A 25,196-nucleotide genomic window follows, 5' to 3' on the forward strand; every position below is an offset into this window, starting at 1 on the left:
CGGGTCAGCCGCCGGCGGCCGCGAGCCGGTCGGCGATCTCGGTCTGCCCACGCGATCGGGCGTGCTGCAGCGGGGTGATGCCCTGGGCGTCGGCGATCCGCGGGTCGGCCCCGGCGGCCAGCAGGATGTCCACGATCTGCTGGTAGGGCGCCGATCCGTCGCCATAGACGATGGCCTCGAGCAGGGCGGTCCAGCCCGGGTCGTTGACGTGGTTGACGTCGATGCCGGTGGTCACGACGCGGCGGACGTAGTCGACGTGCCCGCGTTCGCTGGCCGGGATGACCGAGACGCCGCCGAACCGGTTGCGCAGGGTCAGGTCGGGATGGGCCGGCAGCAGCGTCTCCAGCATGGCCACGCTGCCGGTCACCCCGGTGACCAGCCAGGGGCTGTCCCAGCGGTCGTCCTGGGCGTCGGGGTCGGCGCCCAGCACGACGAGCAGCCGGGCCGTGTCGACGCGGTCGGCCAACGCGGCCAGCAGCAGCGGGGTCCGCCCGTGCTCGTCCCGGGTCTCGATGGGGGCCCCGGCGCGCAACGCGACCGCCACCCCGTCGGCGTCCCCGGCATCGGCGGCGGCCAGCAGCGCGGCGGCCGGATCGGCCGGCGGGGCCTGCCCGGCCCGGTCCAGCGTGGCGGTCACCGCGTCCTGACCCTGGCGCTGCGCGTTCTGCAGCGGGGTGCGGCCGTCGGAGGCAACCCGGTCCACGTCGGCGCCGCCCGCCACCAGTGCGCGCACGGTGTCGACATAGGTCGGACCGCCGTCGCCGTAGACGATGGCCTCGTCCAGGGCGGTCCACCCGGGCCGGTTGACATGGTTCACCTCGATGCCGGCCCGCAGCAGCCGGCCGACGATGTCGGCGTGGCCGCGTTCACCGGCCCGGATCAGCCCCGTGCCCTGGTAGGAGTCCAGGCTGGTCAGGTCGGCGCCGTGGGCCAACGTCAACTCCAACAGGTCCAGGTAGCCCTCGCTGGTGGCGATCAGGTAGGCGCTCTGCTGCGTCTCGTCCTTGGCGTTGACGTCGGCGCCGGCGGCGATCAGAGCGGCCGCGGTGGGCACGTCATTGGCCCAGGCGGCGTCGCGCAGCGGCTGGTCCAGCGCGGGGTTCGGGGCGGGCGGCGGGACATCGATTCCCGCGGGCGGACCGGCGGGTTCGGCCGGCGGTCCGGACGGCTCGATCGAGGTCGTGATGGCGGTCTCCGGAGTGGGGGTGGCGGTGGTGGCGGTGGTGGTAGTGGTGGCTGGCGGGCTGGACGGCGAGGTCACCGGCGGCGAGCTCGGGGCCGGCGAGGACGCGGTGGTCCCGGCCACTGGGGCGCAGGCGGTCACCACCACCGCCAGCAGGCCCAGCGCGGCGAGCGGGCGGGTGGAGCTCACGACCGCACCCCCGGATCGTTCGTCCGGCGCACCTCGTGGCGCCGCTCCAGCTCGGCCCGGCTGGTCGACAAGTGCTGAGCACCAAGTCGTTCCACCGCCGGCAGGTCACCGGCCAGGAGCGCGTCGAGCAGGGCGACGTGTTCGAGATGGATCGCGGCGGGGTCGCCGTGCTGGGTCAACAGCCACTGCATCCGCTCCCCCAGCCCATCCAGCAGACTCCGCAGCTGCGGGCCGGCGGCCACGTCGGTGAGCACCTCGTGGAACCGCGCGTTGCCGGCGACGGCGGCGGCCCGGTCACCGGCCGCGAGGTCCGCCGCCGTCTCGGCCAGGCATGCCCGCAGCCGCTCGGCCGCGCCGGGCGACACCCCACCGGTCGCCCGGCGCAGCAGGATCGTCTCCAGCGCGGCCCGGATCTCGAACAGCTCGTCCACCTCGGCGGCCGAGTACTCGCGCACCTGGATGCCGCGGGTGGGCCGGGTGACCGCATACCCCTGGGCCTCCAGGTCGCGCAGCGCCTCCCGGACCGGAACCCGGGACACGCCGAGCCGGTCGGCCAGCGTCCGCTCGACCAGGCGCGCCCCCGGCGGGAGCTCGCCGCGCACGATCAGGCCGCGCAGCGCCTCGCCCACCGCCGTGCGCAGGGCCGGGCCGGGTTCGGCCGCGGACGGTCGCGGGCTCGTCGTTCTCTGGTCGGTCACGCCAAATGGTATACCAAAATCTCGTGGAGGGCGGGAGCCGGTCCCCAGGCTCAATATCCGCCGACCGACGGATGTCTGGACCGGGAGCGACGGGTAGACAGCAGGCATGATCAGCACCCGCTCGGCGCCCCCGCCGGTTGACCCAACCACCAATCCGCACCTGCAGGGCGTCTTCGCGCCCACCACCACGGAGATCGACGTCGACGGCCTGCGCATCGACGGCGAGCTGCCGGCCGGGATCGACGGTGACTACGTGCGTAACGGCCCCAACCCCCGGTTCACCCCCATCGGCGGCTACCTGTACCCGATCGACGGCGACGGCATGCTGCACCGCGTCCGGTTCCGGGACGGCCGGGCCGGCTACACCAACCGGTTCGTCCGCACCCCGGCGGTGGTGGCCGAGGAGGCCGCGGGCCGGGCGCTGTGGCCGGGGTTGATGCGGATGGACTACCAGCCCGGCGCGGATCAGGTCGGGCCCGACCTGGCCGGCACCGTCAAGGACCTGCCGGGCATCAACGTGGTCCGCCACGCCGGGCGGCTGCTGGCCCTGGCCGAGTCGGCCAATCCGTTCCTCATGTCACCCGAGTTGGCCACCATCGGTCGGGAGACCTTCTGCGGCACGATTCCGGTCGGCATCACCGCGCATCCGAAGGTGGATCCGGCCACCAGCGACATGGTCGTGTTCTGCTACCAGCTCGAAGCACCATTTCTCACCTGGGCGGTGATCGGCCCGGACGGCTCCACTGTTCGCCCGCCGACACCGGTGGCCGGACTGGACCGGCCCGCGATGATCCACGACATGGCGATCACCGATCGCTACGTCGTCGTGGTGGTGGCGCCGTTCTACTTCGACCCGGCCGGCGCGGCGACCGGCGGATCGCTGCTGTCCTGGCGACCCGACGACGGCACCCGCATCGCCCTGATCCCGCGGGACGGCGGGCCGGTGCGGTGGGCGGCGACCGAGTCGTTCTGGTTGTGGCACACCGCGAACGCGCATGATCGGGCCGACGGTCAGGTGGTGCTGGACTACGCGCGGTGGTCCGCGCCGGGCGGGCTGGTGCCGGGTGTGCGACCGGCCGGTGGTCTGGCCCGGATGGTGATCGACCCCGGCACCGGGCGGGTGCGGCACGAGACCCTGGTCGACCGGTCCATGGAGTTCCCCCGGATCGACGACCGGACGATCGCCGCCGACCATCGGCAGATTGCCACCTCGCTCAAGGGCGGAGCCCGTTCGCTGCCGTCCGGGGACGCGGACACCCTCGGCTGGTTCGACGCGGGCACCGGGTCCTTCGCCACCTGGGACGCCGGCGACCTGTCCGTCGGTGAGCAATGCTTCGTGCCCACGCCGGGTGATGCCGACGCCTCCCACGGCTGGTGGTTGTGCCTCGCCACCGATCGCACCGATCTGACCAGCCGCCTGCTGGTGATTCCGGCGGCCGATCCCCGGTCCGGTCCCGTGGCCACCGTGCACCTGCCGCAGCGAGTGCCGGCCGGCCTGCACGGCGCGTGGCTGCCGACGCAGGAGTGAGCCTTCACCGGGCAGCCCCGGCCGCCGGCCGGCGGGCCGCCCGGTAGCGTCGGGCGCCATGCTGCAATTGCTTGATCTGGCCGGCATCTATTTCCGCGCGTTCTACGCGGTGCCGACGTCGACGACCGCGCCGGACGGCCGGCCGATGAACGCGGTGCGCGGATCGCTGGACATCATCGCCCGGGTGATGGCCGACGCCCGGCCGACCCGGGTGATCGCCTGCCTGGACCTGGATTGGCGGCCGGCCTGGCGGGTCGAGCTGATCGAGTCCTACAAGACCCACCGCGTACTGGAACCCGGTTCGGCCCAGGCGGCCTCGCTGGCCGCAGCCGCCGACGCGCTGGCCGCAGCCACCCCGCACAGCGGCACCGCGGGACCCTCGGCCGACATCGAGGTGGTGCCCGACGAACTGTCCCCGCAGGTGCCGATCCTGCTGGACACGCTGGCCGCGATCGGCATCACCGTCGCCGGCGCCCCCGGATTCGAGGCCGACGACGTCATCGGCACCCTGGCCCACGCCGAGTCGGTGGACCCGGTCGAGGTGGTGACCGGCGACCGGGACCTGTTCCAGGTCGCCCGGGACGACGCCCCGCCGGTGACGGTTCGCTACATCGGGGCCGGGATGAGCAAGGCCAAGGTCTACTCGGCCGCCGACGTGGCCGCCCGCTACGGCATTCCCGCCGACAGCTACGCCGACTTCGCCGCCCTGCGGGGCGACCCCTCCGACGGCCTGCCCGGCGTGGCCGGGGTCGGGGAAAAGACCGCGGCCACCCTGATCGGCCGGTTCGGCTCCATCGAGGGCCTGATCGAGGCGCTGGACGCCCGGTCCACCGGCCTGGCCCCCGGGGTGCGCAGCAAACTGGCCGCCGCCCGCGACTACCTGCTGGTCGCCCCGCGGGTGGTGCGGGTCGCCCAGGACGCTCCGGTCTCCGTCGAACCCGCCGGCGACGGCCGCCTGCCGGCCGAACCCGTCGACCCCCAGGCTCTGTCCGACCTGATCCGGGCCCACGGCATCGGCGGCCCGGTCAACCGCCTGCTCCAGACCCTCACCGCCGGCTGATCCTCCTGCGAGGCCCACCCCACCAGCCGCACCACTCGACCTTCCGGCTCACCCCCGGCCCCTCTGACCGCGCGGCTCGCGCCCCGGCCCCTCTGACCGCGCGGATCAACTTCCCTTGCGCGGATCAAACTCCCCCCAATGTGACTGAAGGGGCCCGAGTCAACGACTTCGGCCGCGCCGGGCTTGTTGATCCGCGCGGGATAGTTGGTCGGCGCGGGACAGTTGGTCCGCGCGGCTACTTGATCCGCGCGGCGTAGGCGGCGCGGGAGGGATGGGCGGGCGCGGGTGGCGCGGCGCCGGCGGGCTCGGCGGTCTTGGAGGCCGGATCGGCCAGGGCCGGGCACAGCACCCACAGCACGGTGGTGAGCTCGTCGACCGCCTCGGCGCGGAAGGTGTGGTTGACGGTGGCGTCGAAGGTGAACGCGTCGCCGGGGCCCAGCTCGACGGTCCGGTCGGCGAAGCCGATGGCCAGCCGGCCGGTGACGACGTAGGCGAACTCCACCTCGGCCGGCAGGCTGTAGGCCTCCGGCCCGCTGCCGCCACCGGGCCGGATGTCCGAGCGCAGCACCTGCACCCGGCGTTCGGCAAACGGGGTCAGCTGGTATTCCTCCAGGTCCTGCCCGCCGAAGTCGATCCGCGGGTACTGCCCGGCGCGCACCACCTCTCCGGTGGAATCGCTCTCGAACAGGGACGACAGCGGAATGCCCAGGGTGGCGCAGATGCGCAGCAGCGCGGCGACCGAGGCCGACGCCAGGTCCCGCTCGATCTTGGACAGGAAACCCTTGGTCAGCCCGCTGGCCTCGGCCACCTCCTCCAGCGTGCGCCGCTGCGCCCGCCGGATGGCCTTGAGTTTCGCGCCGATTCGCGCGGTCTCCTCGTTCGGCGCTGGTTCGGTCGCCACAGCGCCGGTCATCGTGCCCCCTTCGTGCGGTATCCCTGCAGGCAACCTGAGTATTTCATAAGCGACAAGGGTTGACGTGAAGGAAACTTCTGTTGCATGCTGAGGGCACCCCGGGATCAGCGCACGTCGTCCTCCGTCCCTTCTCAGCGTCAGGGAACCCCATGGATCTCGTCATCATCGCCGTCTATATCGGCGCCATGATCGGCATCGGCTTCTACGCCAAGGGCAAGGCCACCAGCGAGTCGGACTTCCTGGTCGCCGGACGCCGGCTCGGCCCGATGCTCTACGCCGGCACGATGGCCGCCGTGGTCATCGGCGGCGCCTCCACCATCGGTGGCGTCGGCCTGGGCTACGAGTACGGCCTGTCCGGACTCTGGCTGGTCTTCTCCATCGGCTGCGACATCCTGTTCCTGAGCCTGGTCTTCGCCGGCCGGATCAACCGGGCCGGCGTCTACACGGTCAGCCAGCTGCTCGAACTGCGATACGGGCGCGGCGCCAGCCTGCTGTCCGGGATCGTCATGTGGGCCTACACCCTCATGCTGGCGGTTACCTCCACCATCGCCTACGGCACCGTCTTCGGCGTGCTGTTCGACATCGGCAAGGTCCCGTCGATCATCATCGGCGGCGCCGTCGTGGTCACCTACTCGGTGCTCGGCGGCATGTGGTCGATCACGCTCACCGACTTCGTGCAGTTCATCATCAAGACCATCGGCATCTTCGTCCTGCTGCTGCCGGCCGCCCTGATCAAGGCCGGCGGCTTTGCCGGGCTGGCCGAGAAGCTGCCGGACACGGCGTTCTCGTTGACCACCATCGGCGGCGGCACGATCGTGACCTACTTCGTCATCTACTTCTTCGGCCTGGTCATCGGCCAGGACATCTGGCAGCGGGTCTTCACCGCCCGCAGCGACAGCGTCGCCAAATGGGCCGGCACCGCCTCCGGCGTCTACTGCCTGCTCTACGCGGTGGCCGGGGCGCTGATCGGGATGAGCGCCAAGGCGATCCTGCCGAACCTGGCCGAGCGGGACGACGCCTATCCCGCGGTCGTCCAGGCCGTGCTGCCGGTCGGCGTGGCCGGCCTGGTCATCGCCGCCGCCCTGGCCGCCATCATGTCCACCTCCAGCGGCGCCCTGATCGCCACCGCGACGGTGGCCAAGGAGGACATCGTGGCCTCCTTCCGGCGGCGCCGGCACCCGGCCGCCACCGGCGCCTCGGCCGGCACCGCCGACGAGTCCGCGACGCCCGCCCAGGAGCACGACGAGGTCTCCGGCAGCCGTTGGTACATCTTTGGTTTCGGCCTGCTGACGATCGGCATGGCCTGCGTCATCAGCGACGTCATCGCCGCGCTGACCATCGCCTACGACATCCTCGTCGGCGGCCTGCTGGTGGCCATCCTGGGCGGCCTGATCTGGAAGCGCGGCACCATCACCGGCGCGCTGGCCTCCATCGGCGCCGGCGTGGTGGTCACCCTGGGCACCATGGCGTACTACGGCGACATCTACGCCAACGAGCCGATCTTCGCCGGCCTGATCGTCAGCCTGCTCGCCTATGTGGTGGTCAGCCTGATCACCCCGGCCACCCCGGAACCGATCCGGGCCGAATGGGACCGCCGGGTCAACCGCAAGCGCACCGCCGCCACCTCCCCCGCCGCGACCCAGCAGGCCTGAGGACGAACGATGAACCACCCGCACACCGTCTCCGCCTCGGGCATGGTCGGCCCGGTCGACGCCACCCGGGTCCCCCGGTACGCCGGCCCGGCGACCTTCGCCCGGCTCCCCCGCCTGGACGAGGTCTCCCGCGCCGACGTCGCCATCCTGGGCGTCCCGTTCGACACCGGGGTGAGCTACCGCCCCGGCGCCCGGTTCGGCCCCGGCCACATCCGGCAGTCCAGCAAGTTGCTGCGCCCGTACCACCCCGGTCAGGACGTGCACCCCTTCGGCGTCCAGCAGGTCGCCGACGCCGGGGACGTCGCGGTCAATCCGTTCGACCTGACCGAGGCGGTGCAGCAGATCGACGACGCGGTGACCGCGGTCCGCGCCGACGGGGCCTCACTGCTCACCCTGGGCGGCGACCACACCATCGCGCTGCCGATCCTGCGCTCGCTGTACCGGGATCACGGGCCGATCGCGGTGCTGCACTTCGACGCCCACCTGGACACCTGGGACACCTACTTCGGCGCGCCATACACCCACGGCACCCCGTTCCGCCGGGCGTCCGAGGAAGGCCTGCTGGACCTGGAACGCTGCCAGCACATGGGCATCCGGGGACCGCTGTACGCGGCCACCGATCTGGAGGACGATGCCGCGCTGGGCTTCCAGATCGTCCGCGCCGACGACTACGAGACCGACGGTGTGGCCGGGGCGGTCGACCGAATGCGGCGACGGCTCGGTGACGGCCCGGTCTACGTCTCGATCGACATCGACGTGCTCGACCCGGCCCACGCCCCGGGCACCGGCACCCCGGAGGCGGGTGGGCTGACCAGCCGCGAGCTGCTGCACACACTGCGCGGGCTGACCGGCCTGAACGTGGTCGGCGCCGACATCGTCGAGGTCGCGCCGGCCTACGACCACGCCGAGATCACCGGCATCGCCGCCGCGCACGTGGCCTACGAGCTGCTGGCCGTGCTGGCCAAGAACCGGATCGCGGCATGACGCAGCGCAGCACACCGCACCGGGTGCGCAGTCACCGCAACGGCGGCGCCGCCGTCATCGAATCGCTGGCCGCGCACGGCGTGGACACTGTGTTCGGCATCCCGGGCACCCACAACCTGGAGCTGTTCCGGCACCTGCCGGCGGCCGGCATCCGCTGCATCACCACCCGGCACGAGCAGGGCGCCGGGTACGCCGCCGACGGCTACCACCAGGTGTCCGGCCGGCCCGGCGTCGTCGTTACCACCAGCGGGCCGGCCCTGTTCAACGTGGCCGCGGCGGCCGGCACCGCGTGGGCCGAATCCCGCCCCCTACTGATCATCTCGCCCGGCCTGCCGACCGGCACCGACGGCGGCGACGCCGGGCAGCTGCACGAGACGAAGAACTCCTCCGGGGCGCTGAACGAGATCGTCGCCTGGAGCCGCCGGGTCGCCTCGCCGGCCCAGGCGGCCGCGGCGGTGACCGATGCGTTCGCGTTCTTCGCCGGCGGCCGGCCCCGGCCGGTGCACGTGGAAATTCCGCTGGACGTGTTGGAGCAGCCGTGGACCGGTGACCCGGTGGTCGCCGCGCCCTCGGCCCCGGCCGTCCCGGAGCCGACGGCGATCAGCGCCGCCGCCACCGTGCTGGCCGGCGCGGCCCGCCCGGTCATCGTCGCCGGCGGCGGCGCCCGCGGCGCGGCCACCGAGATCCGCGGGCTGGCCGAAGAACTGGGCGCCCCGGTGATCACCACGACCAACGGCAAGGGCGTGCTGCCCGAGGACCATCCGTTGGCCATTGGCGCGTCGATCCGGCTCCGGGCGGCCCAGAAGTACCTGGCCGCCGCCGATGTCGCGCTGGTGGTGGGCAGCGAGCTGGGCGACTCGGAGCTGTGGGAGGGCCGGGTCGACACGGCGACGGTGATCCGGCTGGACATCGACCCGGGTCAGCTGGACAAGAACCGGACCGGCGAGCGGCACCTGCTGGGCGACGCGGCGGCCACCCTGCGCCAGTTGCGGGCCGAGCTTCCGGGCCGGGATCTTCCGGCCGCGGACCGGACCGCGGCGGCCGAACTGCGCGAGCAGTGCCGGGCCGAGGCCGTCACCGACGGCGGCGCCCCCTGGCAGCCGGTCGTGCAGGCCGTCCGGCGGGCCCTGCCGGCCGGCTCGACCCTGGTCGGCGACTCCTCGCAGGTCACCTACTTCGGCGCGGCCCACTTCTTCGACGCGGCCGCCCCGGGTGAATTTCTGTACATGGCCGGCTTCGCCACCCTGGGTTACGGCCTGCCGGCGGCGATCGGCGCGCAGCTGGCCGACCCGGACCGGGCGGTGGCGGTACTGCTGGGCGACGGCGCGCTGATGTTCTCGGTGCAGGAGATCGTCACCGCCGTCGAGCAGCGGCTGCCCATTGCCATCGTGGTGGTGGACAACGGCGGGTACGCCGAGATCAAGGACCAGCAGGCCCGGCGGGGCATCGCCCCGATCGGCGTCGACCTGTGCACCCCGGACCTGCCTGCGCTGGCCCGGGCCTGCGGCGCGTACGGGGTCGAGGCGGCGGACGCCGCCGCGGTCACCGACCTGGTCCGCGCGGCGCTGACCGCCGACCGGCCGACGCTGATCCGGCTGGCCTGCTGATCGACAGCGGGCCGGCCGGATCGGCGGCGGTGCCGGACGAGGATCAGCTGGGCGGGTTCACCTGGTACAGGCCGTTGTTGTCCTGCACGTTGACGGTGACCTTGGTGGACTTCCCGTCGACCTTGAGGTCGCACTGGAAGCTGGTCCCGGCCTGCACCGGCTGGCCCGACGGGCAGGTCACGTCGGTGACGCCGGTCAGCCCGTAGCCCGAGGGCGGGTTGCCGGTCAGCACGCTGGTGACGCCCTGCGCGACCTGCTTCTCGTCGAAGACCTTCTTGTTCAAGAATCCCGGCCACAGGAACAGGGCGACGGCGGCCAGCGCGGCGATCACGACCACCACGATGATCGCGATGATCAGGCCCTGGTTGGACTTTTTGGGCGCCTCGGTGGCGGGGAAGCCGCCGGAAGGGGTGCCCGTGTAGCCGCCGTACCCGGGCTGCTGGGCGTAGCCGGGTGGCTGGCCGTAACCGGGCTGCTGGCCGTAGGACTGGCCGTAACCCTGACCGGCGTTCGGATCGGACTGGCCGTAGCCGGGCTGCTGGTAGTAGCCCTGACCGGCGTTCGGGTCCGACTGGCCGTAGCCGGGCTGCTGGTAGTAGCCCTGACCGGCGTTCGGGTCCGACTGGCCGTAGCCGGGCTGCTGGTAGTACCCCTGCTGGCCGCCGGGCTGACCGTAGGAACCCTGGTCGTAGCCGGACTGACCGCCGTAGGGGGCCTGCTGGCCGTACCCGGGCTGCACGCTGGTCGGCTGCGCGTACGACGGACCGGTCGACGGGCCCGATGATCCCGACGAGTACGGGGATCCGGCGCCCGGGTCAGCGGAACCGCCCGACGGTGGGGTGCTGGCGCCGGACGAACCGGAGCCGCCCGATGACCCGCCGACCCCGTAGTCACCGGGCCGGTAGACGGTGGTGGCGTCCGCGTCGGCGGGCTGGTCGGATGCGGGCTGCTGCCCCGACCACGAAGAACCGTCCTGGCCGCCGCCGGACTGATTGCCCGACTGATTGCCCGGCTGATTGCCCGATTGACCGCCCTGGGGGGTACTCATCGCTTCCTCCTCGATGACGCCGCTCGATCACGCAAGCCCGGCGTGTGGTGATGATCCAACCACGATGAGGCTCAGGCGGCGCCGAGGGATACCACGCCGCGCCGCAAAGATCCGACCGCCGACCGGGCGATCGCGGCCACCGGCGCCGGCGCGACGCCCGCGATCTGGTCGAGCAGATCGACCACCTGCCGGCACCAGCGCACGAAATCCCCGGCGGAGATGTCGGTTCCGCCACTGACCGCCACCGTCAGGGTCTCGGCCAGCGACGCCCCCCGGCACCAGGCGGCGACCGCGGCGGCAAACCCGGGGTCGACGTCGCGGGTCGCCGGCAGGCCGATCTCCCGCTCCGCACCGGCGATCCGGGCCCACACGTCCACGGTCGCCGACACCAGGTCGCCGATCTCGCCGACGGCGATCCGGCTCATGCCCGGGTTGTCGCGGCGCGATTCGAAGATCAGGCAGGACACCGCCGCGGCCAGCGCCGGCGGGGACGCGCCGGTCCAGGTGCCGCGGCGCAGGCACTCGGCCACCACCAGGTCGCTCTCGCACCAGATCCGGGCCAGCATCCGGCCGTCGTCGGTCAGCGCGTCGCCGTCCAGGTACCCCTCGTCGGTCAGCAGGCGCACGATCCGGTCCAGCGCCTGACCCAGGGATCCGGTCGCCGCCGCAACCTTGGCGGCCAGGGCCTCGTTCTCGGCGATCAGCCGGCGCCACCGGCGGGCCCACTGCAGGTGCTCCTCGCGGTCGCTGCAGCCGTGCACCGGATGCGCCCGGATCGCCTTGCGCAGCACGGTCAGGTCCATCTCGTCGGCCGAGGCGGCGTCGTGCCCGCGGGCCGCCCGCCGGTCCCGGCCGGGCGCGCGGATACCGGAGGAGGCGATCGCCGAGGACAGGTCCCGCCGGACCTTGGGTGAACGGTGGTCGGTGAACTTGCCCAGCTTGACCCGGCCCAAGGCGGGCACCCGGCCGCGGAAGTCGGCGGCGGACAGCCGGCCGGCCCAGCGGCCGGCGGTGACCACCAGGGGCCGGGCCGAACCGTCCGGATCGACCCCGGGATCGAGCACGACGGCCAGGCCGGACCGCCGCCCGGTCGGCACCTCGATCACGTCGCCGCGCCGCAGTTCGGCCAGGTCCTGGGCGGTGGCGTCGCGCCGGCGGGCGGCCCCGGCCCGGGCGATCTCCCGTTCCGCATCGGCCAGCTCGGTCAGCAGGCCCAGGTATTCGGCGGTGTCGCCCAGATGGCACTGCATGGTTCGCTGATGCGCGGCGATGGCCTCGGTGTTGCGGGAGACCTGACGGGCCATGCCGACCACCGCGCCGTTGGCCTGGTACTGGGCGAAGGATTGCTCGATCAGTGCCCGGGCCGCCTGCCGGCCGAGCCGGTCGACCAGGTTGACCGCCATGTTGTAGCTGGGCCGGAACGAGGAGCGCAGCGGGTAGGTGCGCCGCGAGGCCAGCCCGCCCACCACCCGCGGGTCCATTCCCGGCGACCACAGCACCACCGCGTGGCCTTCGACGTCGATGCCCCGGCGGCCGGCCCGGCCGGTCAGCTGCGTGTATTCCCCGGCGGTCAGATCCGCGTGGCTCTCCCCGTTGAACTTGCCCAGCTTCTCCAGCACTACCGTGCGGGCCGGCATGTTGATGCCCAGGGCCAGCGTCTCGGTGGCGAAGACGGCCTTGACCAGGCCGGCGACGAACAACTCCTCGACGGTTTCCTTGAACACCGGCAGCAGGCCGGCGTGGTGCGCGGCCACCCCTCGTTCCAGGCCCTCGCGCCACTCCCAGTAGCCCAGCACCCCGAGGTCGGCGTCCAGCAGCTCCACTGTGCGCCGGTCGACGATCTGCCGGATCTCGTCCCGCTCGTGCTCGGTGGTCAGCCGCAGCCCGGAGCGGACGCACTGGGCGACCGCGGCGTCGCACCCGGCCCGGGAGAAGATGAAGGTGATGGCCGGCAGCAGCCCGGCCATGTCCAGCCGCTCGATGACGTCGACCCGGTTCGGCGGACGCCAGCGCGGGCCGCCCGGCGGCCGTCCCCGCTCCCCCCGGCGGCCCACCCGTGACCCGCCGCCGCCGAAACGGTCGGCCAGCGCCTCGGCGTCGTGGATGGCCCGGGTCAGGGCCGGGTCGATCCGCAGCTGCCCCGAGCCGGGCGGGTCGGACGGGCCGGCCTCCTGGTCGCGCACGCTGAACAGGTCGAACAGCCGTCGCCCGACCATCATGTGCGGCCACAGCGGAACCGGCCGCACCTCGTCGACGACGACGGCCAGCTCGCCGCGCACCTCGGCCAACCAGGCGCCGAACTCCTCGGCGTTGGATACCGTGGCCGACAGGCCGACGACGGCCACGTCGGCGGCCAGGTGCAGGATGACCTCCTCCCACACCGGCCCGCGGAACTTGTCGGCCAGGTAGTGCACCTCGTCGAGCACCACGTGGGTGAGCTCGGCCAGGTCCGGGGATCCGGCGTAGAGCATGTTGCGCAGCACTTCGGTGGTCATCACCACCACCGGCGCATGGGAATTGACCGAGGTGTCGCCGGTCAGCAGGCCCACCCGGTCCGGTCCGTACTGGGCGATCAGATCGACGAACTTCTGGTTGGACAGCGCCTTGATCGGGGTCGTGTAGAAGCACTTGCCGCCCGAGGCCAGCGCCAGGTGCACCGCGAACTCACCGACGACCGTCTTGCCGGCACCGGTCGGCGCGCACACCAGCACGCCCCGGCCGTCCTCCAGCGCCTGGCACCCCTGTACCTGGAAGGGATCGAGCGCGAACGGCCGGGTCAGCACGAACTCGGCCAGCTTCGGGTACTGGCGGCGGGCCGCCTGCGCCACCTGGGCGCGGGCGTACCGATCCGCCGGTGACCCGTCCTCGTGCGGTGTTCGACTGTCCTGGGTCACCCGTCCAGGGTGTCACAGGCCGTCAGGACTTGGCGTCGGCCTCGACCTCGTCGTCCAGCTCGCCGGCGTCCGCTTCGAGCTCGGCCTCCAGTTCGGCCTCCAGCTCGGCTTCCAGGGAAGCCAGCAGCTGCTGGACCGGGATCCGGCCGCTGGCCACCAGCTGCCCACCCGAGCGCCGGACCGCCGCGGCCAGCGGGGCCGCCCAGAGGTTCTCGTACACCAGCAGGGCCGCGGTGCTGCCCGGCTCGAGCGCCGCGGCGGTGGCCGCCACGTCGTCGTCGGTGAGCAGGTCGGCCAGGTCCCGCTCGATCTCCCGCAGCTCGGCCAGCGGCCCGTCGGACAGCTCGGCGAACTCGAACGCCTCGAACGAGCCGTCCTCGCTCTTGCGGATCACGGCCAGGTCCAGGATCCGCACGACGCCGTGCCGGACCAGCGCCAGCAGCTCGGGCAGGATCTCGCCGTTGAACTGGCTGCCGGGGAACTCGACCACCAGGTAATCGACCGGGCCGAGTTCGTCGATGGGTTCGGTCATGACGTGCCTTTCGACTTCAGTTCGGTGACCGCCGGTGCGCGGTCACGGGGCATGCGGACAGCAGTGTCACACGGCCCCTACAGGCCACGCAGCACCGGCAGCCGGCCGGAGTCGATGGCGGCGGTGAAGGCCTGGTAGTCCTGCTCGTTCTGGTCGGCGTAGCGCACCGCGAAATCGGTGATCGCCTTCTCGAACGTGTCACTCTCGCCCAGGTAAGAGGCCAGGGCGACCACATCGCCGGACCGGGCGTGCGCGCGAGCCAGGGTCCACCCGCACAGCCCGGCGTAGAAGTTCAGCGCGTTCGGGTTCATCAGTTCCACGTCGGCCGAGGTCTTCATGTCCCGCAGCTGCCGCCAGTAGTAGTACCGGTCGGCCTGGATCCCCTTGGTCCAGCCCAGGAAGATGTCGCTGGCCGCCTGCATCATGCGCTGGCCGCGCACCACTCGCTCCCCCGGGTTGGTGTACCGGCTGGCCGGCAGGTGATCCTCCAGCACGGACCTGGTCGCCTCTTTGACCTGCAGGAACAACGGATCCTGCTCGTCCCGGCCCTCGAGCAGCACGATGAACGCGCGGGTGCCCACGCTGCCGACGCCGACCACCTTGCGGGCCATGTCGACGAAGCTGAACCGCTCCAGGACGTGCCGGCGGTCGGCCTCCAGCGTGGCCCGGTAGTCCCGGAACTGGTTGCGCAGAACCTCGACGACGTTGTCGGCGTTGAGCCCGTCGATGGCGTCCAGCTCGCGCATGGGCACCACGATCGGCGGCTGGCTCTTGATCCGGTAGGTCCCGTCGACCAGCTCACCGAGCTTGGACAGGGCCTGCAGCGAGTCCCGGGTGCGGGCCTTGTCCAGGTTCTTCTGCGCCCGCCGGGCCACCCGAGCCAGGTCGTCGTCGGCCGCGACGGCCGCCTTGTCGACCTTGCCCTTGCTCTTGGCCGAACCCTTTCCCTTGCCCGATCCCTTCGCCGCGGCCTTGCCCTTGGCCGCACTCTCGGCCGCCTTGGCCGCGTCGGCCAGTTGGCTCAGCGCCGTCTTGAGGGTGTCCTCGGACAGGTGGGTGTACCAGAGCTCCATCGTGCCCATGGTGGCGAACTCGGCCATCGCCGTGCGGTACCGGTTGGCCGCCGTCATGGCCGCCGCCGCGCTCTGTTCGGGGGTGAATCCGTTGTTGCGGCCGGCGATCACGAAGCTGGCGGTCAGCCGCTTGACGTCGTACTCGACCGGGCCGGGCAGGGTCTCGTCGAAGTCGTTGAGGTCGAACATCAATCGCCGCTCGGGCGAGGCGTACCCGCCGAAGTTGGACAGGTGGGCGTCCCCGCAGAGCTGGGAGTTCAGGCCGGCGGTGGGGGTGTCGGCCAGGTCGGCGGCCATGATCTTGGCCGCGCCCCGGTAGAAGGTGAATGGGGAGACCGCCATCCGACCGTGCCGCACCGGCACCAGGTCGGGTTCACGGGTCTTGTTCTGTTCCTCCAGCAACGCGACCGGATCGAACCGGTCGGCGACCGGCGTCCACCCCAGGTGCTTCTCCAACGGAGTCGCGATCCGGGCGTCGGCGCCCTTGGCCTGCCGATCGGCGACGGACAGATGGGTGAGGATCTTGGGGGTGGCCACGGAGAACTCCTGACGGTCGAATCACGGGCGCCAACGGATAGTGAAGCCCATCACACCGCCGATCCGACAGGGCCGGCATCATCCCAAACGAGTGGAAAAGGTCAGGTCACGTCGCCGAGGTCGTCGTAGGGCCGGCGGGCTGTGGGAGCCGCTCGCCCGGGCATCGGCTGCGGAGCCGGCACCGGGGCGGGCGCGGGCACCGGCGCGACCACAGTGTCGGTGGCGGCAGCCGGGTTCGCGGCGACGCCGACCGGCAAGTCGGACAGCGGGGTGGCCTCGTCGTCGGACAGCTCGCGCCGCTCCTCCTGGCGCCGAGCCCGGCGGTCGTGCACCTTGGCCACCTGCACGGACAGCTCATAGAGCAGGGCCAGCGAGACGGCCAGCGCCAGCATGGTGATCGGGTCGTTGCCCGGCACGACGAGCCCGGCGAACACGGTCAGCCCGAACAGCGCGTACCGGCGCCAGGCGGCCAGCTTGGCCCCGGAGACCACGCCGATGCGGTTGAGCATGATCAGCAGCAGCGGCAGCTCGAAGGACACGCCGAAGATGATCAGCATGGCGATCAGGAATGAGAAGTAGCTGTCCGGGGTCAACGCGGTGATGGTGGCCTCGCCACCGAAGCTCAGCAGCACGGTCAGGCCCTCGCGGATCACCACGTAGGCCAGCACGGCGCCGGCGACGAACAGGACCGCGCCGGCGCTGACGAAGATGATCGCGTACTTGCGTTCCTTGCTGTACAGGGCCGGGGTGACGAACGCCCACAGCTGGTAGAGCCAGATCGGTACCGAGAGCACCACCCCGGCGATCAGCGCCGACTTGAGCTGCAGCTCCAACGCCGAGAATGGACCGGTGGCCAGCAGCTTGCACTGGTCGGCGCTGCCGAAGTCGTACCGCTCGGTGGACGGGACGGCGCAGTAGGGCCCGGTCAGGATCTCCGACAGGCTGGGCAGCCCGATGGCCGGGATGCCGTGCCCGAACCAGATGAAGCCGACGACGGTGCCCAGCAGGATGCCCAGGGTGGCCACGAACAGCCGGCGGCGCAGCTCGTGCAGGTGCGACATCAGCGGCATGGTGCCGTCGGGCGACTTCGGCGGTCGGCCCCGGCGCAGCCGAAGACTGGGCACCGTCCGTCCGAACACGCGCACGCATCGCTCCTTGCCCGGATCATCCGGGCGGCCCGTCGTCGGGTCCGCCCATCGGGGTCCGTGGATGTGCTGGTCGCCTCGATCTTACGGAGCGGTGGACTCCGGATCGCTCGGCGCGGCGGCCGGGGCCCGTCGGCGCAGGTTCATCTCCACCGCACCGAAGATCAGTTTGGCGACCAGGCCGAACACCGCCAGGTTCAGCAGCATCTGCAGGCTGACCAGGATCCGGGGCAGGTTGCCGACCGGGGTGATGTCGCCGAAGCCGACGGTGGAGAACACGGTGATGGTGAAGTACAGCGCGCCGACCCGGTCCAGCGGCTGGGAGAAGGTGCTCGGATCGCCCTGCGAGATCAGGAAGTAGCCGGTGGCGAAGATGATCAGCAGCAACGGCACCCCGATCGTCAACGTCTCGAACGCCCGCAACCGGGGAAACGGCGAGCCGACGATGGCCCGGATCTGCCAGGCCAGCACCAGGGCCAGGGCCAGGACCCCGACGACCAGCACGATCAGACCGGTGCCGGCGGGTTCCTTGAGCGGCAGCAGGAAGTACGCGGCGACCAGGACGATCGCCCACAGCAGGGAACGGGCGATCAGCATGATCGCGATCCGCTTCCGCTGCCGGGGGGTGAGGTCCTCATAGCGGGCAGGCGTGCGCATACCGGTCACGCTGCCCGGCGGCGCCGGCCCGGGACAACATCCGGACCGGGCGATCACGGGTGTCGCCGTCCGGCCGCCCTGGTCTCAGTCGCTCTGGTAGGCGGCCAGGGCCTGTTCGGCCCGCCGGGCGACCAGCTCGGTCACCTCGGGCCGGTTGGTCACCACCGCGTCCCCACCGAGCGAGAGGACCAGCCGGGTCAGCCAGTCGTCGTTGCCGGCGTGCAGGGTGACCCGGACGCCGGCCTGCGACGCCGGCAACGGGGTGACCGTCTCGACCGGGTAGTACTCGGCCACCCAACGCGCTCCTCCGGTCAGGACCAGCTCGACCGGCGGCACGGCCGGGTCGGGGTGGAAGATCCGGTCGGGCACCTGCGAGTCGACCCACAGGCTGCCCTGGGCCGGTTCGTCCAGCACCTGGGCCGCCTCGATCCGGTCGATGCGGAAGTGCCGGATGGCCCGGGCCAGGTGGCAGTAGGCCTCCAGGTAGGCGTGCCCGTCGGTGACCAGGATGCGCAACGGGTCGACGGTGCGTTCGGTGACGGTGTCCCGGGAGGCGGTGTAGTACCGCATCCACAACCGCCGGGACCGGTCCAGGGCGTCGCGCACGGTGCCCAGCTGCGGGGCCGGGTCGGCCGCCACCACCCGGACGGCGCCGGTCGATTCGGCCGCCTGCCGGTCCAGCTGCTCGAGCTTGGCCAGCGCCGAGTCGACGGCGTCGGTCTCCACCAGGCCGGGGGTCTCGGCCAGCGCCCGCAGCGCCACCAGCAGGGCCTGGGCCTCGTCGGCGGTGAGCCGGACCGGCCGCTCGATGCCGGCGTCGAAGGTGATGGAGACTGTGCCGCCGTCGTCGTCCAGGACGACGTCGATCAGGTCGTCGGGGTAGTAGCCGGGCAGCCCGCAGACCATCAGCAGGTCCAGGTCGGCGCTGATCTGCGCGCGGCTGACCGCGAACTCGCGGGCCAGCTCGGCGATGCTCACCCCGGGCCGGCGGGAGATGTAGGGCACCAGTGACAGCATCCGGGCCAGCCGGTCCTGGGCGTTCTCGTTGGCGGTGCCGGCGCTCATTCGCTGTCCCGCTCGTCGAACAGCGGCGCCTCGTCCGGCGTCGGGCCCGGGGCCTGCCCGGTGCGCGCCCGCATCGCCCGCAGGCTGCCGGTCAGCAGGGTGACGGTCGCCTCGACGAGATCGGCCGGGCTCTCGACCACGACGTCCGGTCCGTGCCCGGCGAGGAGCCGGGCGGTGTCCCACAGCGGCCCCAGCGGCACCTGGACCCGATCCCAGCCCGGCGCCTGGTCGATCGGCGTGACCGTCACGGCGGTGCGCCGCAAACCGGCCGCGACGCCGGCCCGCACCCGCAGCACGGCCTGCCGGTCGGCGACCGGCCGGCGGACGGTCGCGGCGACCGCGGCGAGCAGGTCCAGCCCGGCCGGTGGCCGGACCGCCGGCCCCCGCCGGACCGGCCGCAGCTCGCCGGCGATCCGGGACAGCCGGAACGTGCGTCGCTCACCGCGGATCTCGTCGTGCCCGATCACGTACCAGCGGCCGCGGAAGGAGACCAGGCCCCACGGCTGCAGCCGGCGCGGTTCGGCCGGGCCGCCCGGGTCCTTGCGGTAGTCGAACTCGACCGCGCGCTGGGCCCGGACCGCGGCCAGCATGGGCTCGAAGGAGGGGTCGGAGGTGCGCACCCGCGGTTGCAGCAGGGTCTGCACGGCGCCGTCCGGGCCGCCCTCGCCCGGATCCTCGGACGATGCGTCGGTCCCGGTCTCGACCGAGCCGTCGCCCGCGTCGGCGTCCCGGATCTTGCGCAGCGCCCCGGACCCGGCAGCCCCCAGCGCGGTCGTCTCCCACAGCCGGCCGGCCAGGGCCAGGGCGGCGGTCTCGGCCGGGGTGAAGGACAGCGGCGGCAACGCGAACTCGCTGCGGGGAATCCGGTACCCGTCGGCGCCGTTGGGCGGCGTCTGCAGCGGGATGCCCAGCTCGCGCAGCTCCTTCTTGTCCCGTTCGAAGGTGCGCAGGAACGCTTCCTCGGTCGGCGCGTCACCGTAGCCGGCCACCTTCTGCCGGATCCAGGCCGCCGTCCGGAAGCTGGGTGCGTTGAGGAGGGCGATCACCAGGTTGAGCAGGCGCTCCGCCTTCGCCGCCTTCACCGTCACCACGCCGACAAGCCTGTCACACGCCCACCCCCACCCGCCCGCGCGGATCATCTACGCCGGCGCGGCTCAACTCGTTGACTGCCGTCACACCAGTCACATTCGGTACGACTTCATCCGCGCAGGTATCCACCGCGGGGGGTGTGCACACCTGCGCGGCGCAAGTCGTCGACTCCGGTCCCACCAGTCACATTCGGTGGGGTTTGGGCCGCGCAGGCGTAGATGATCCGCGCGGGCGGGTGGGGGACGGCTACATGGCCTCGATCAGCTTGGTGACGCGGTCGTCGGTGGACCGGAACGGGTCCTTGAGCAGGACCGTCCGCTGGGCCTGGTCGTTGAGCTTGAGGTGGACCCAGTCGACGGTGTAGTCGCGGCCGGCGTCCTGGGCGGCGGCGACGAACTCGCCCCGCAGCCGGGCGCGGGTGGTCTGCGGCGGCACCGTCATCGCGGTCGTGATCTGCCCGTCGGTGACGACCCGCGCGGCCCGGCCGCGGGCGGCCAGCAGGGAGTGCAGGCCCCGGCCGGGGCGCACGTCGTGATAGGTCAGGTCGAGCTGGGCGATCCGGGGATGGGTCAGGTCCAGGCCGTGCTTGGCCGCGTAGGCATCGATCAGCTTCTTCTTGATGATCCAGTCGATCTCGGTGTCGACCTTGGTGAAGTCCTGGGTCTGCACCGCCTCCAGGGTGCGCCGCCACAGGTCCAGCACCTGGTGGGTGACCGGGTCGGTGCCCCGGTTGGCGACGAACGCGGCCGCCTTCTCGTAGTACTCGGTCTGCGCGTCCAGGGCGCTGATGTCGCCGCCGCCGGCCAGCCGGACGGCCTTGCGGCCGGTGGTGTCGTGGGAGATCTCCCGGATGGCCCGGATGGGGTTCTCGAAGGTGAAGTCGCGCATCGGCACGCCGGACTCGATCATCTCCAGCACCAGCGCGGCGGTGCCGACCTTCAGCAGGGTGGTCGTCTCGCTCATGTTGGAGTCGCCCACGATCACGTGCAGCCGCCGGTACCGCTCGGCGTCGGCGTGCGGCTCGTCGCGGGTATTGATGATGGGCCGGGACCGGGTGGTCGCCGAGGAGACGCCCTCCCAGATGTGGTCGGCCCGCTGGGACAGGCAGTACGAGGCACCGCGCGGCGACTGCAGCACCTTGCCGGCGCCGGCGATCAGCTGCCGGGTGACCAGGAACGGGATGAGCCCGTCGGCGATCTTGGCGAACTCGCCGCCCCGGGCGATCAGGAAGTTCTCGTGGCAGCCGTAGGAGTTGCCGGCCGAGTCGGTGTTGTTCTTGAACAGGTAGATGTCCCCGCCGATGCCCTCTTCGGCCAGCCGGGTCTCGGCGTCGACGACCAGGTCCTGCAGGATCCGTTCGCCGGCCTTGTCGTGCGCGATCAGCACCGGCAGCTCGTCGCATTCGGCGGTCGCGTACTCCGGGTGCGAGCCCACGTCCAGGTACAGCCGTGAGCCGTTGCGCAGGAACACGTTGGACGAGCGGCCCCACGACACCACCCGCCGGAACAGGTATCTGGCCACCTCGTCCGGGCTCAACCGGCGTTGCCCGTGGAAGGTACAGGTGATGCCGAACTCGGTCTCGATGCCCATGATCCGACGCTGCATGCGCCCGACCTTATGCCTCGGACCGCTCGCCCGGTGGCGCCGACCGCCCGGGGGTGCGGCGGGTCGCGTCCTGGACCTCGCCGATCAGGGCCTCGATGACGTCTTCGAGCATCACCACGCCCAGGACCGGACGCTCGGCGTCGGCCACCAGGTCCGGCCCGTCGCCGGCCCCGGGCACGGGTGCGACGACCTGCGCGAGGTGCGCGCCGATGCGCCGCATCCGGTCAAGCGCGGTCCGCAGGTCGGTGCCGGGCGCCACCGCGGGCAGCTCCCGGATGCGTTCCGGCGGCACCGGCTCGTCCCGCCGGTCGGCCGGGATGTCGACGACGTCGCGGATGTGCAGGTACCCGGCGAAGCCCCGGGCCGAGTCGTCGACCCGGTCGATCGGGAAGCGGGAGAAACCGGTCCGGGCGCACATCCGCTCGATCTCGGCCGGGGTGACCTGCTCGTCCACCGATTCGACCTCGGTGACCGGCACCATCACCGAGGAGACCAGCGAGGTGTCGAAGCCCAGCGCGGACGTGATCAGCTGGTGCTCGTCGGCGTCCAGCAGCCCCTCGCGCCGGGACTCGGCGACCAGCTCGGCGACCTCCTCGCGGGTGAACGCCGAGGCCACCTCGTCCTTGGGTTCGCGGCCGGTCAGCTTGACCACCGAGTTGGCGAACCAGTTCAGCGTCCGGATGATCGGCCCGATGCCGGTGGCGATCGCCCGCAGCGCCGGGGCAAGGGCCAGCGCGGTGCGCTCCGGATCGGCGATGGCGATGTTCTTGGGCACCATCTCGCCGAAGGCCACGTGCGCGGAGACCACCAGCAGCAGGGCGATCACCAGGGAGACCGGGTGCAGCCAGGCCTCGGGCACGCCCAGGGCATGGAACACCGGTTCCAGCAGCGCGGCCACGGCCGGTTCGCCCAGGGCGCCGAGCAGCACCCCGCACAGGGTGATGCCCAGCTGCGCGCAGGCCATCATCAGCGACACGTGCTCCATCGCCTTGAGCGTGGAGCGGGCCCGGGCGCTGTTCACCGCCATCGGCTCGACGACGGTCCGCCGGGCCGCGATCAGGGCGAATTCGGCGGCGACGAAGAACGCGCTGGCCGCGAGCAGCACGACGACCAGCCCGAGCAGCAACCATTCGGTGGTCATCGGCCGTCTCCGCGGCGTTCGTCGGACTCGTTCTCGTCCTCGTCGCCGGTGTTCAGGCTGACCGCGGACAGCAGCACGGCCTCGATCCGGCGCCGGGCCAGCCCGTGCACGGTCAGCCGGACGGTCACCGCCCGCGGCAGGTCGTCCTCGGTCTCCGGCTCGATCCGGCGGTCGTCGGAGTGCACGACCTGCCGGTCGGGCACGCCCAGATGGGCGGAGGCATCCATGGTCGCGTCCACCTCGACGGCGTCGAACTCCTTGGGCATCCGGCCCAGCCGGGCGATGAGCAGGCCGGCCACCGTCTCGTAGGCGCTGGATTCGGGCAGCCGCACCCCGGTGATGTCGACGATCTCGTCCGGCCGCAGGGTGCCCGGCAGCAGCCAGGTGTCGTCGGCCCGCCGTTCGGCCCGGCTGTCCACCGGGTCGTGCTCGTCCTTGATCTCGCCGACCAGCTCCTCGACGACGTCCTCCAGGGTGAGCAGCCCGGCCGTGCCGCCGTACTCGTCGGCCACCACCGCCATCTGCAGCCCGCTGCGCAGCTCGTCCATCAGGTCGTCCAGCGGGATCGACCCCGGGACCACCGGCACCGGCACCATCAGCTGCTCGACCCGCACGCCGGCGCGTTCGTCGGGCGGGATGGCCACCGCGCGTTTGAGGTGCACCAGCCCGACGACGTCGTCGGAGTCCTCCCCGAACACCGGGAACCGGGAATGCCCGGTCTCGACGGCCGCGGTGAGTACCGCGTTCGCGGTGTCGGTGGCCTTGACGAACCGGACCCGCACCCGGGGGGTGAGCACGTCGTCGGCGGTCTTGCCGGAGAACGAGATCGACCGGGCCAGCAGGCCGGCGGTGGGCTGTTCCAGGGTGCCCTGGGCGGCCGAACGGCGGACCAGGGAATCGAGCTCCACCGCGGACCGGGCCGAGCGCAGCTCCTCCTGGGGTTCCACCCCGATGGCCCGCAGCACCGCGTTGGCAGTGCCGTTGAGCACGATGATCAGCGGCTTGAACAGCATGGTGGACACCCGCATGGGGGTGATCACCGTCTTGGCCGTGTCCAGCGGTTCGGCGATGGCGATGTTCTTGGGCACCAGCTCGCCGAACACCATCGACAGCACCGTCGCCACGACCAGCCCGAACAGGGCGCCGACGGTCTGCGAGACGCCCGCGCCGAGGCCGATCGCGTCCAGTAGCGGCGCGACCAGGTCGGCCAGCGCCGGCTGCATGACGAAGCCCAACGCCAGGGTGGTGATGGTGATGCCGATCTGCGCCCCGGACAGCTGGGTGGACAGCGAGCGCAGCCCGATCATCAGGGAGCGGGCGCCGCGATCGCCCTGCGCGGCCTGCTTGGCCACGGCCGCCCGGTCCGCCGTGACCAGGCTGAACTCGGCGGCGACGTAGAGCGCGGTGCCGGCGATCAGGACGAGGCCGACGCCAACCATGATCCACTGCGCGATCATCTGGGGCTTGCTCCCGGCGGAACTCGTGGCTGGTCGATATCAAGGTGGGTGAATCGGGTCGTGGGCACGGGTGGGGTGCTCGGCGACCGATGGGAATGACGGTAACGGATCGCGCGACCCACCCTGGCCGGTCCGGGTTCCCGGCCGGCGCACAGACGAATCACAACCGCATCGGGAGCGTTTGGACGGCCTGGTGCGTTGACCTTGACATGACCGTGTTGCTGTTCGTTTTCCTGGAGATCGCCAGCCTGCTGATCGTGGGTTCCTGGATCGGCGTGGGCTGGACGCTGCTGTTGCTGCTGGGTGGCTTCGTGCTGGGCCTGGCCCTGATCGGCCGCGGCGGTCGGGAGGCGATGGCCGCCGTCAACCAGGCGGCCCGGTCCCGGGGCGTGGCCGACGGCACCGTCTCCGGCGGGTTCCTCACGGTCGTCGCCGGCGCGTTGTTCATGATTCCGGGCTTCTTGAGCGATCTGGTCGCGCTGTCCCTGTTGCTGCCCCCGGTCCGCGCGCTGGCCCGGCGCCGGATGTCGGCCTGGGCCCAGCGGCGGGCGGCCACCGTGCAGGTGGTCGACCTGGGCGGGCTGACCGTCGGCACCTGGCCGGGCGGGCCCGGTGGCCCCGCCGGCCCGCGGGTGGATCCTCGATTCGCGAACAGCACGGTCGTCGACGGCTCCGTGGTCGACGGCACGGTGGTCGACAGCACCGTGGTCGACAGCACCGTGGTCGACAGCACGGTCGTGGCGGACACCGGGACGCAGCAGGACCGCCTGCCGGTGCGGCGACCGCAGTGAACGACCGGACCATCTGGCTGACCGACCGCTACGGCGCCCAGCAGAAAGACGACGCCCGGGACGACGACGCCACGCTCGCCCAGCTGTCCGTGCTGCTGGACACCATCGCCGTCGACGACGGGGACGAGGAGCACCGCACCGTCTCGCTGACCGACGAGCACGAGTGGAACCTCGAGTTCCGGCCGGACCGGGTGCTGCTGGAGAACGTCGGCGACGAGGGTGACGAGGTCGGCGTGCTGCGCGACCTGGATCGCGCGGAGCAACTCGCTATCGCCCGCGACTTCCTGACCGGCGGCGCAGACGCGCTGCGCGGCCGCGACTGGAGCTGAGGCGCGGGCGCAGAGCGGG

At 72.2% G+C, this 25,196-nt stretch carries 21 protein-coding genes; 7 read left to right on the forward strand and 14 right to left on the reverse strand.

Annotated features, from left to right (window positions below; all coding sequences use genetic code 11):
* Window positions 1–4: 4 nt before the first annotated feature.
* Together NAMU_RS14525 and NAMU_RS29365 are read right to left on the reverse strand one after the other, a co-directional pair.
* A complete protein-coding gene (locus tag NAMU_RS14525) occupies window positions 5–1,372 on the reverse strand; it encodes an ankyrin repeat domain-containing protein (RefSeq protein ID WP_015748156.1) in 1,368 nt (455 codons plus the stop codon).
* Window positions 1,369–2,070 (reverse strand): GntR family transcriptional regulator, encoded by a 702-nt coding sequence (locus tag NAMU_RS29365; RefSeq protein ID WP_015748157.1) that lies wholly within the window; start codon window positions 2,068–2,070, stop codon window positions 1,369–1,371. The genes NAMU_RS14525 and NAMU_RS29365 overlap by 4 nt, the downstream gene beginning before the upstream one ends.
* Before the next feature lie 106 nt (window positions 2,071–2,176).
* On the opposite strand from NAMU_RS29365, the gene NAMU_RS14535 reads away from it, so the two are divergent.
* Window positions 2,177–3,598 carry a carotenoid oxygenase family protein gene (locus NAMU_RS14535; protein ID WP_015748158.1) on the forward strand — a complete coding sequence of 474 codons (1,422 nt, stop codon included), beginning with the start codon at window positions 2,177–2,179 and terminating at the stop codon, window positions 3,596–3,598.
* Between the two features lie 58 nt (window positions 3,599–3,656).
* On the forward strand, window positions 3,657–4,658 hold the full coding sequence (locus tag NAMU_RS31460; RefSeq protein WP_015748159.1) for a 5'-3' exonuclease: 1,002 nt from the start codon (window positions 3,657–3,659) through the stop codon (window positions 4,656–4,658).
* 235 nt (window positions 4,659–4,893) lie between these two features.
* On the opposite strand, the gene NAMU_RS14545 is transcribed toward NAMU_RS31460, so the two are convergent.
* The gene (locus NAMU_RS14545; protein WP_015748160.1) at window positions 4,894–5,571 is read right to left on the reverse strand and encodes a helix-turn-helix domain-containing protein; all 678 of its coding nucleotides are present in this window, start codon (window positions 5,569–5,571) and stop codon (window positions 4,894–4,896) included.
* A 149-nt stretch (window positions 5,572–5,720) separates the two neighbouring features.
* Between NAMU_RS14545 and NAMU_RS14550 the strand changes: the two genes are divergently transcribed.
* From NAMU_RS14550 to NAMU_RS14560, 3 genes are read left to right on the forward strand one after another with little or no spacing between them, the layout of a single operon-like run.
* Complete coding sequence (locus tag NAMU_RS14550; RefSeq protein WP_015748161.1) at window positions 5,721–7,223, forward strand: sodium:solute symporter; 1,503 nt, start codon at window positions 5,721–5,723, stop codon at window positions 7,221–7,223.
* 9 nt (window positions 7,224–7,232) lie between these two features.
* Complete coding sequence (gene speB / locus NAMU_RS14555) at window positions 7,233–8,207, forward strand: agmatinase (protein ID WP_015748162.1); 975 nt, start codon at window positions 7,233–7,235, stop codon at window positions 8,205–8,207.
* Entirely contained in the window at window positions 8,204–9,814 is a 1,611-nt protein-coding gene (locus NAMU_RS14560) for a thiamine pyrophosphate-binding protein (protein WP_015748163.1), read from the forward strand. Before speB ends, NAMU_RS14560 begins: the two co-directional genes overlap by 4 nt.
* Before the next feature lie 43 nt (window positions 9,815–9,857).
* Here the strand turns inward: NAMU_RS14560 and NAMU_RS14565 are convergent, their stop codons facing one another.
* The 11 genes from NAMU_RS14565 to NAMU_RS14615 all read right to left on the reverse strand — a co-directional run bounded on the left by NAMU_RS14565 (window position 9,858) and on the right by NAMU_RS14615 (window position 24,057).
* Window positions 9,858–10,862: a DUF4333 domain-containing protein gene (locus tag NAMU_RS14565; protein ID WP_015748164.1), complete on the reverse strand. Its 1,005-nt coding sequence runs from the start codon at window positions 10,860–10,862 to the stop codon at window positions 9,858–9,860.
* Between the two features lie 71 nt (window positions 10,863–10,933).
* Entirely contained in the window at window positions 10,934–13,756 is a 2,823-nt protein-coding gene (locus tag NAMU_RS14570) for a DEAD/DEAH box helicase (protein ID WP_015748165.1), read from the reverse strand.
* Between the two features lie 22 nt (window positions 13,757–13,778).
* Window positions 13,779–14,288, reverse strand: a complete 510-nt coding sequence (locus tag NAMU_RS14575) for a DUF6325 family protein (protein ID WP_015748166.1) — start codon at window positions 14,286–14,288, stop codon at window positions 13,779–13,781.
* Between the two features lie 77 nt (window positions 14,289–14,365).
* On the reverse strand, window positions 14,366–15,898 hold the full coding sequence (locus NAMU_RS14580) for a DUF2252 domain-containing protein (RefSeq protein ID WP_015748167.1): 1,533 nt from the start codon (window positions 15,896–15,898) through the stop codon (window positions 14,366–14,368).
* A 101-nt stretch (window positions 15,899–15,999) separates the two neighbouring features.
* The gene (gene tatC, locus NAMU_RS14585; protein WP_015748168.1) at window positions 16,000–17,043 is read right to left on the reverse strand and encodes a twin-arginine translocase subunit TatC; all 1,044 of its coding nucleotides are present in this window, start codon (window positions 17,041–17,043) and stop codon (window positions 16,000–16,002) included.
* 84 nt (window positions 17,044–17,127) lie between these two features.
* Window positions 17,128–17,700, reverse strand: a complete 573-nt coding sequence (locus tag NAMU_RS14590) for a potassium channel family protein (RefSeq protein ID WP_015748169.1) — start codon at window positions 17,698–17,700, stop codon at window positions 17,128–17,130.
* An 84-nt stretch (window positions 17,701–17,784) separates the two neighbouring features.
* The gene (locus tag NAMU_RS14595; RefSeq protein WP_015748170.1) at window positions 17,785–18,765 is read right to left on the reverse strand and encodes a helix-turn-helix transcriptional regulator; all 981 of its coding nucleotides are present in this window, start codon (window positions 18,763–18,765) and stop codon (window positions 17,785–17,787) included.
* Window positions 18,762–19,856, reverse strand: coding sequence for a helix-turn-helix transcriptional regulator (locus NAMU_RS14600; protein ID WP_015748171.1), 1,095 nt, complete (start codon window positions 19,854–19,856; stop codon window positions 18,762–18,764). Before NAMU_RS14600 ends, NAMU_RS14595 begins: the two co-directional genes overlap by 4 nt.
* Before the next feature lie 244 nt (window positions 19,857–20,100).
* Entirely contained in the window at window positions 20,101–21,459 is a 1,359-nt protein-coding gene (gene pafA, locus NAMU_RS14605) for a Pup--protein ligase (RefSeq protein WP_015748172.1), read from the reverse strand.
* A gap of 10 nt (window positions 21,460–21,469) precedes the next feature.
* Window positions 21,470–22,600, reverse strand: a complete 1,131-nt coding sequence (locus NAMU_RS14610; RefSeq protein WP_015748173.1) for a hemolysin family protein — start codon at window positions 22,598–22,600, stop codon at window positions 21,470–21,472.
* Window positions 22,597–24,057, reverse strand: coding sequence for a hemolysin family protein (locus tag NAMU_RS14615; protein ID WP_015748174.1), 1,461 nt, complete (start codon window positions 24,055–24,057; stop codon window positions 22,597–22,599). Before NAMU_RS14615 ends, NAMU_RS14610 begins: the two co-directional genes overlap by 4 nt.
* 209 nt (window positions 24,058–24,266) lie before the next feature.
* Between NAMU_RS14615 and NAMU_RS27480 the strand changes: the two genes are divergently transcribed.
* On the forward strand, window positions 24,267–24,848 hold the full coding sequence (locus NAMU_RS27480) for an FxsA family protein (RefSeq protein WP_015748175.1): 582 nt from the start codon (window positions 24,267–24,269) through the stop codon (window positions 24,846–24,848).
* Window positions 24,845–25,177: a hypothetical protein gene (locus NAMU_RS14625; RefSeq protein ID WP_015748176.1), complete on the forward strand. Its 333-nt coding sequence runs from the start codon at window positions 24,845–24,847 to the stop codon at window positions 25,175–25,177. Before NAMU_RS27480 ends, NAMU_RS14625 begins: the two co-directional genes overlap by 4 nt.
* Window positions 25,178–25,196: the final 19 nt, after the last annotated feature.

This window comes from Nakamurella multipartita DSM 44233 (genome assembly GCF_000024365.1).
Classification (GTDB): Bacteria; Actinomycetota; Actinomycetes; order Mycobacteriales; family Nakamurellaceae; genus Nakamurella; species Nakamurella multipartita.

What these genes read in the sequence shown, in the direction of transcription:
- NAMU_RS14590 (WP_015748169.1), bottom strand. Translation starts at nt 17,700, where the DNA reads ATGCGCACGCCTGCCCGCTATGAGGACCTCACCCCCCGGCAGCGGAAG.
- pafA (WP_015748172.1), bottom strand. Translation starts at nt 21,459, where the DNA reads ATGCAGCGTCGGATCATGGGCATCGAGACCGAGTTCGGCATCACCTGT.
- NAMU_RS14560 (WP_015748163.1), top strand. Translation starts at nt 8,204, where the DNA reads ATGACGCAGCGCAGCACACCGCACCGGGTGCGCAGTCACCGCAACGGC.
- NAMU_RS14610 (WP_015748173.1), bottom strand. Translation starts at nt 22,600, where the DNA reads ATGACCACCGAATGGTTGCTGCTCGGGCTGGTCGTCGTGCTGCTCGCG.
- NAMU_RS14535 (WP_015748158.1), top strand. Translation starts at nt 2,177, where the DNA reads ATGATCAGCACCCGCTCGGCGCCCCCGCCGGTTGACCCAACCACCAAT.
- NAMU_RS14550 (WP_015748161.1), top strand. Translation starts at nt 5,721, where the DNA reads ATGGATCTCGTCATCATCGCCGTCTATATCGGCGCCATGATCGGCATC.
- NAMU_RS14575 (WP_015748166.1), bottom strand. Translation starts at nt 14,288, where the DNA reads ATGACCGAACCCATCGACGAACTCGGCCCGGTCGATTACCTGGTGGTC.
- NAMU_RS14595 (WP_015748170.1), bottom strand. Translation starts at nt 18,765, where the DNA reads ATGAGCGCCGGCACCGCCAACGAGAACGCCCAGGACCGGCTGGCCCGG.
- NAMU_RS14615 (WP_015748174.1), bottom strand. Translation starts at nt 24,057, where the DNA reads ATGATCGCGCAGTGGATCATGGTTGGCGTCGGCCTCGTCCTGATCGCC.
- NAMU_RS14545 (WP_015748160.1), bottom strand. Translation starts at nt 5,571, where the DNA reads ATGACCGGCGCTGTGGCGACCGAACCAGCGCCGAACGAGGAGACCGCG.
- NAMU_RS27480 (WP_015748175.1), top strand. Translation starts at nt 24,267, where the DNA reads ATGACCGTGTTGCTGTTCGTTTTCCTGGAGATCGCCAGCCTGCTGATC.
- speB (WP_015748162.1), top strand. Translation starts at nt 7,233, where the DNA reads ATGAACCACCCGCACACCGTCTCCGCCTCGGGCATGGTCGGCCCGGTC.
- NAMU_RS14565 (WP_015748164.1), bottom strand. Translation starts at nt 10,862, where the DNA reads ATGAGTACCCCCCAGGGCGGTCAATCGGGCAATCAGCCGGGCAATCAG.
- NAMU_RS31460 (WP_015748159.1), top strand. Translation starts at nt 3,657, where the DNA reads ATGCTGCAATTGCTTGATCTGGCCGGCATCTATTTCCGCGCGTTCTAC.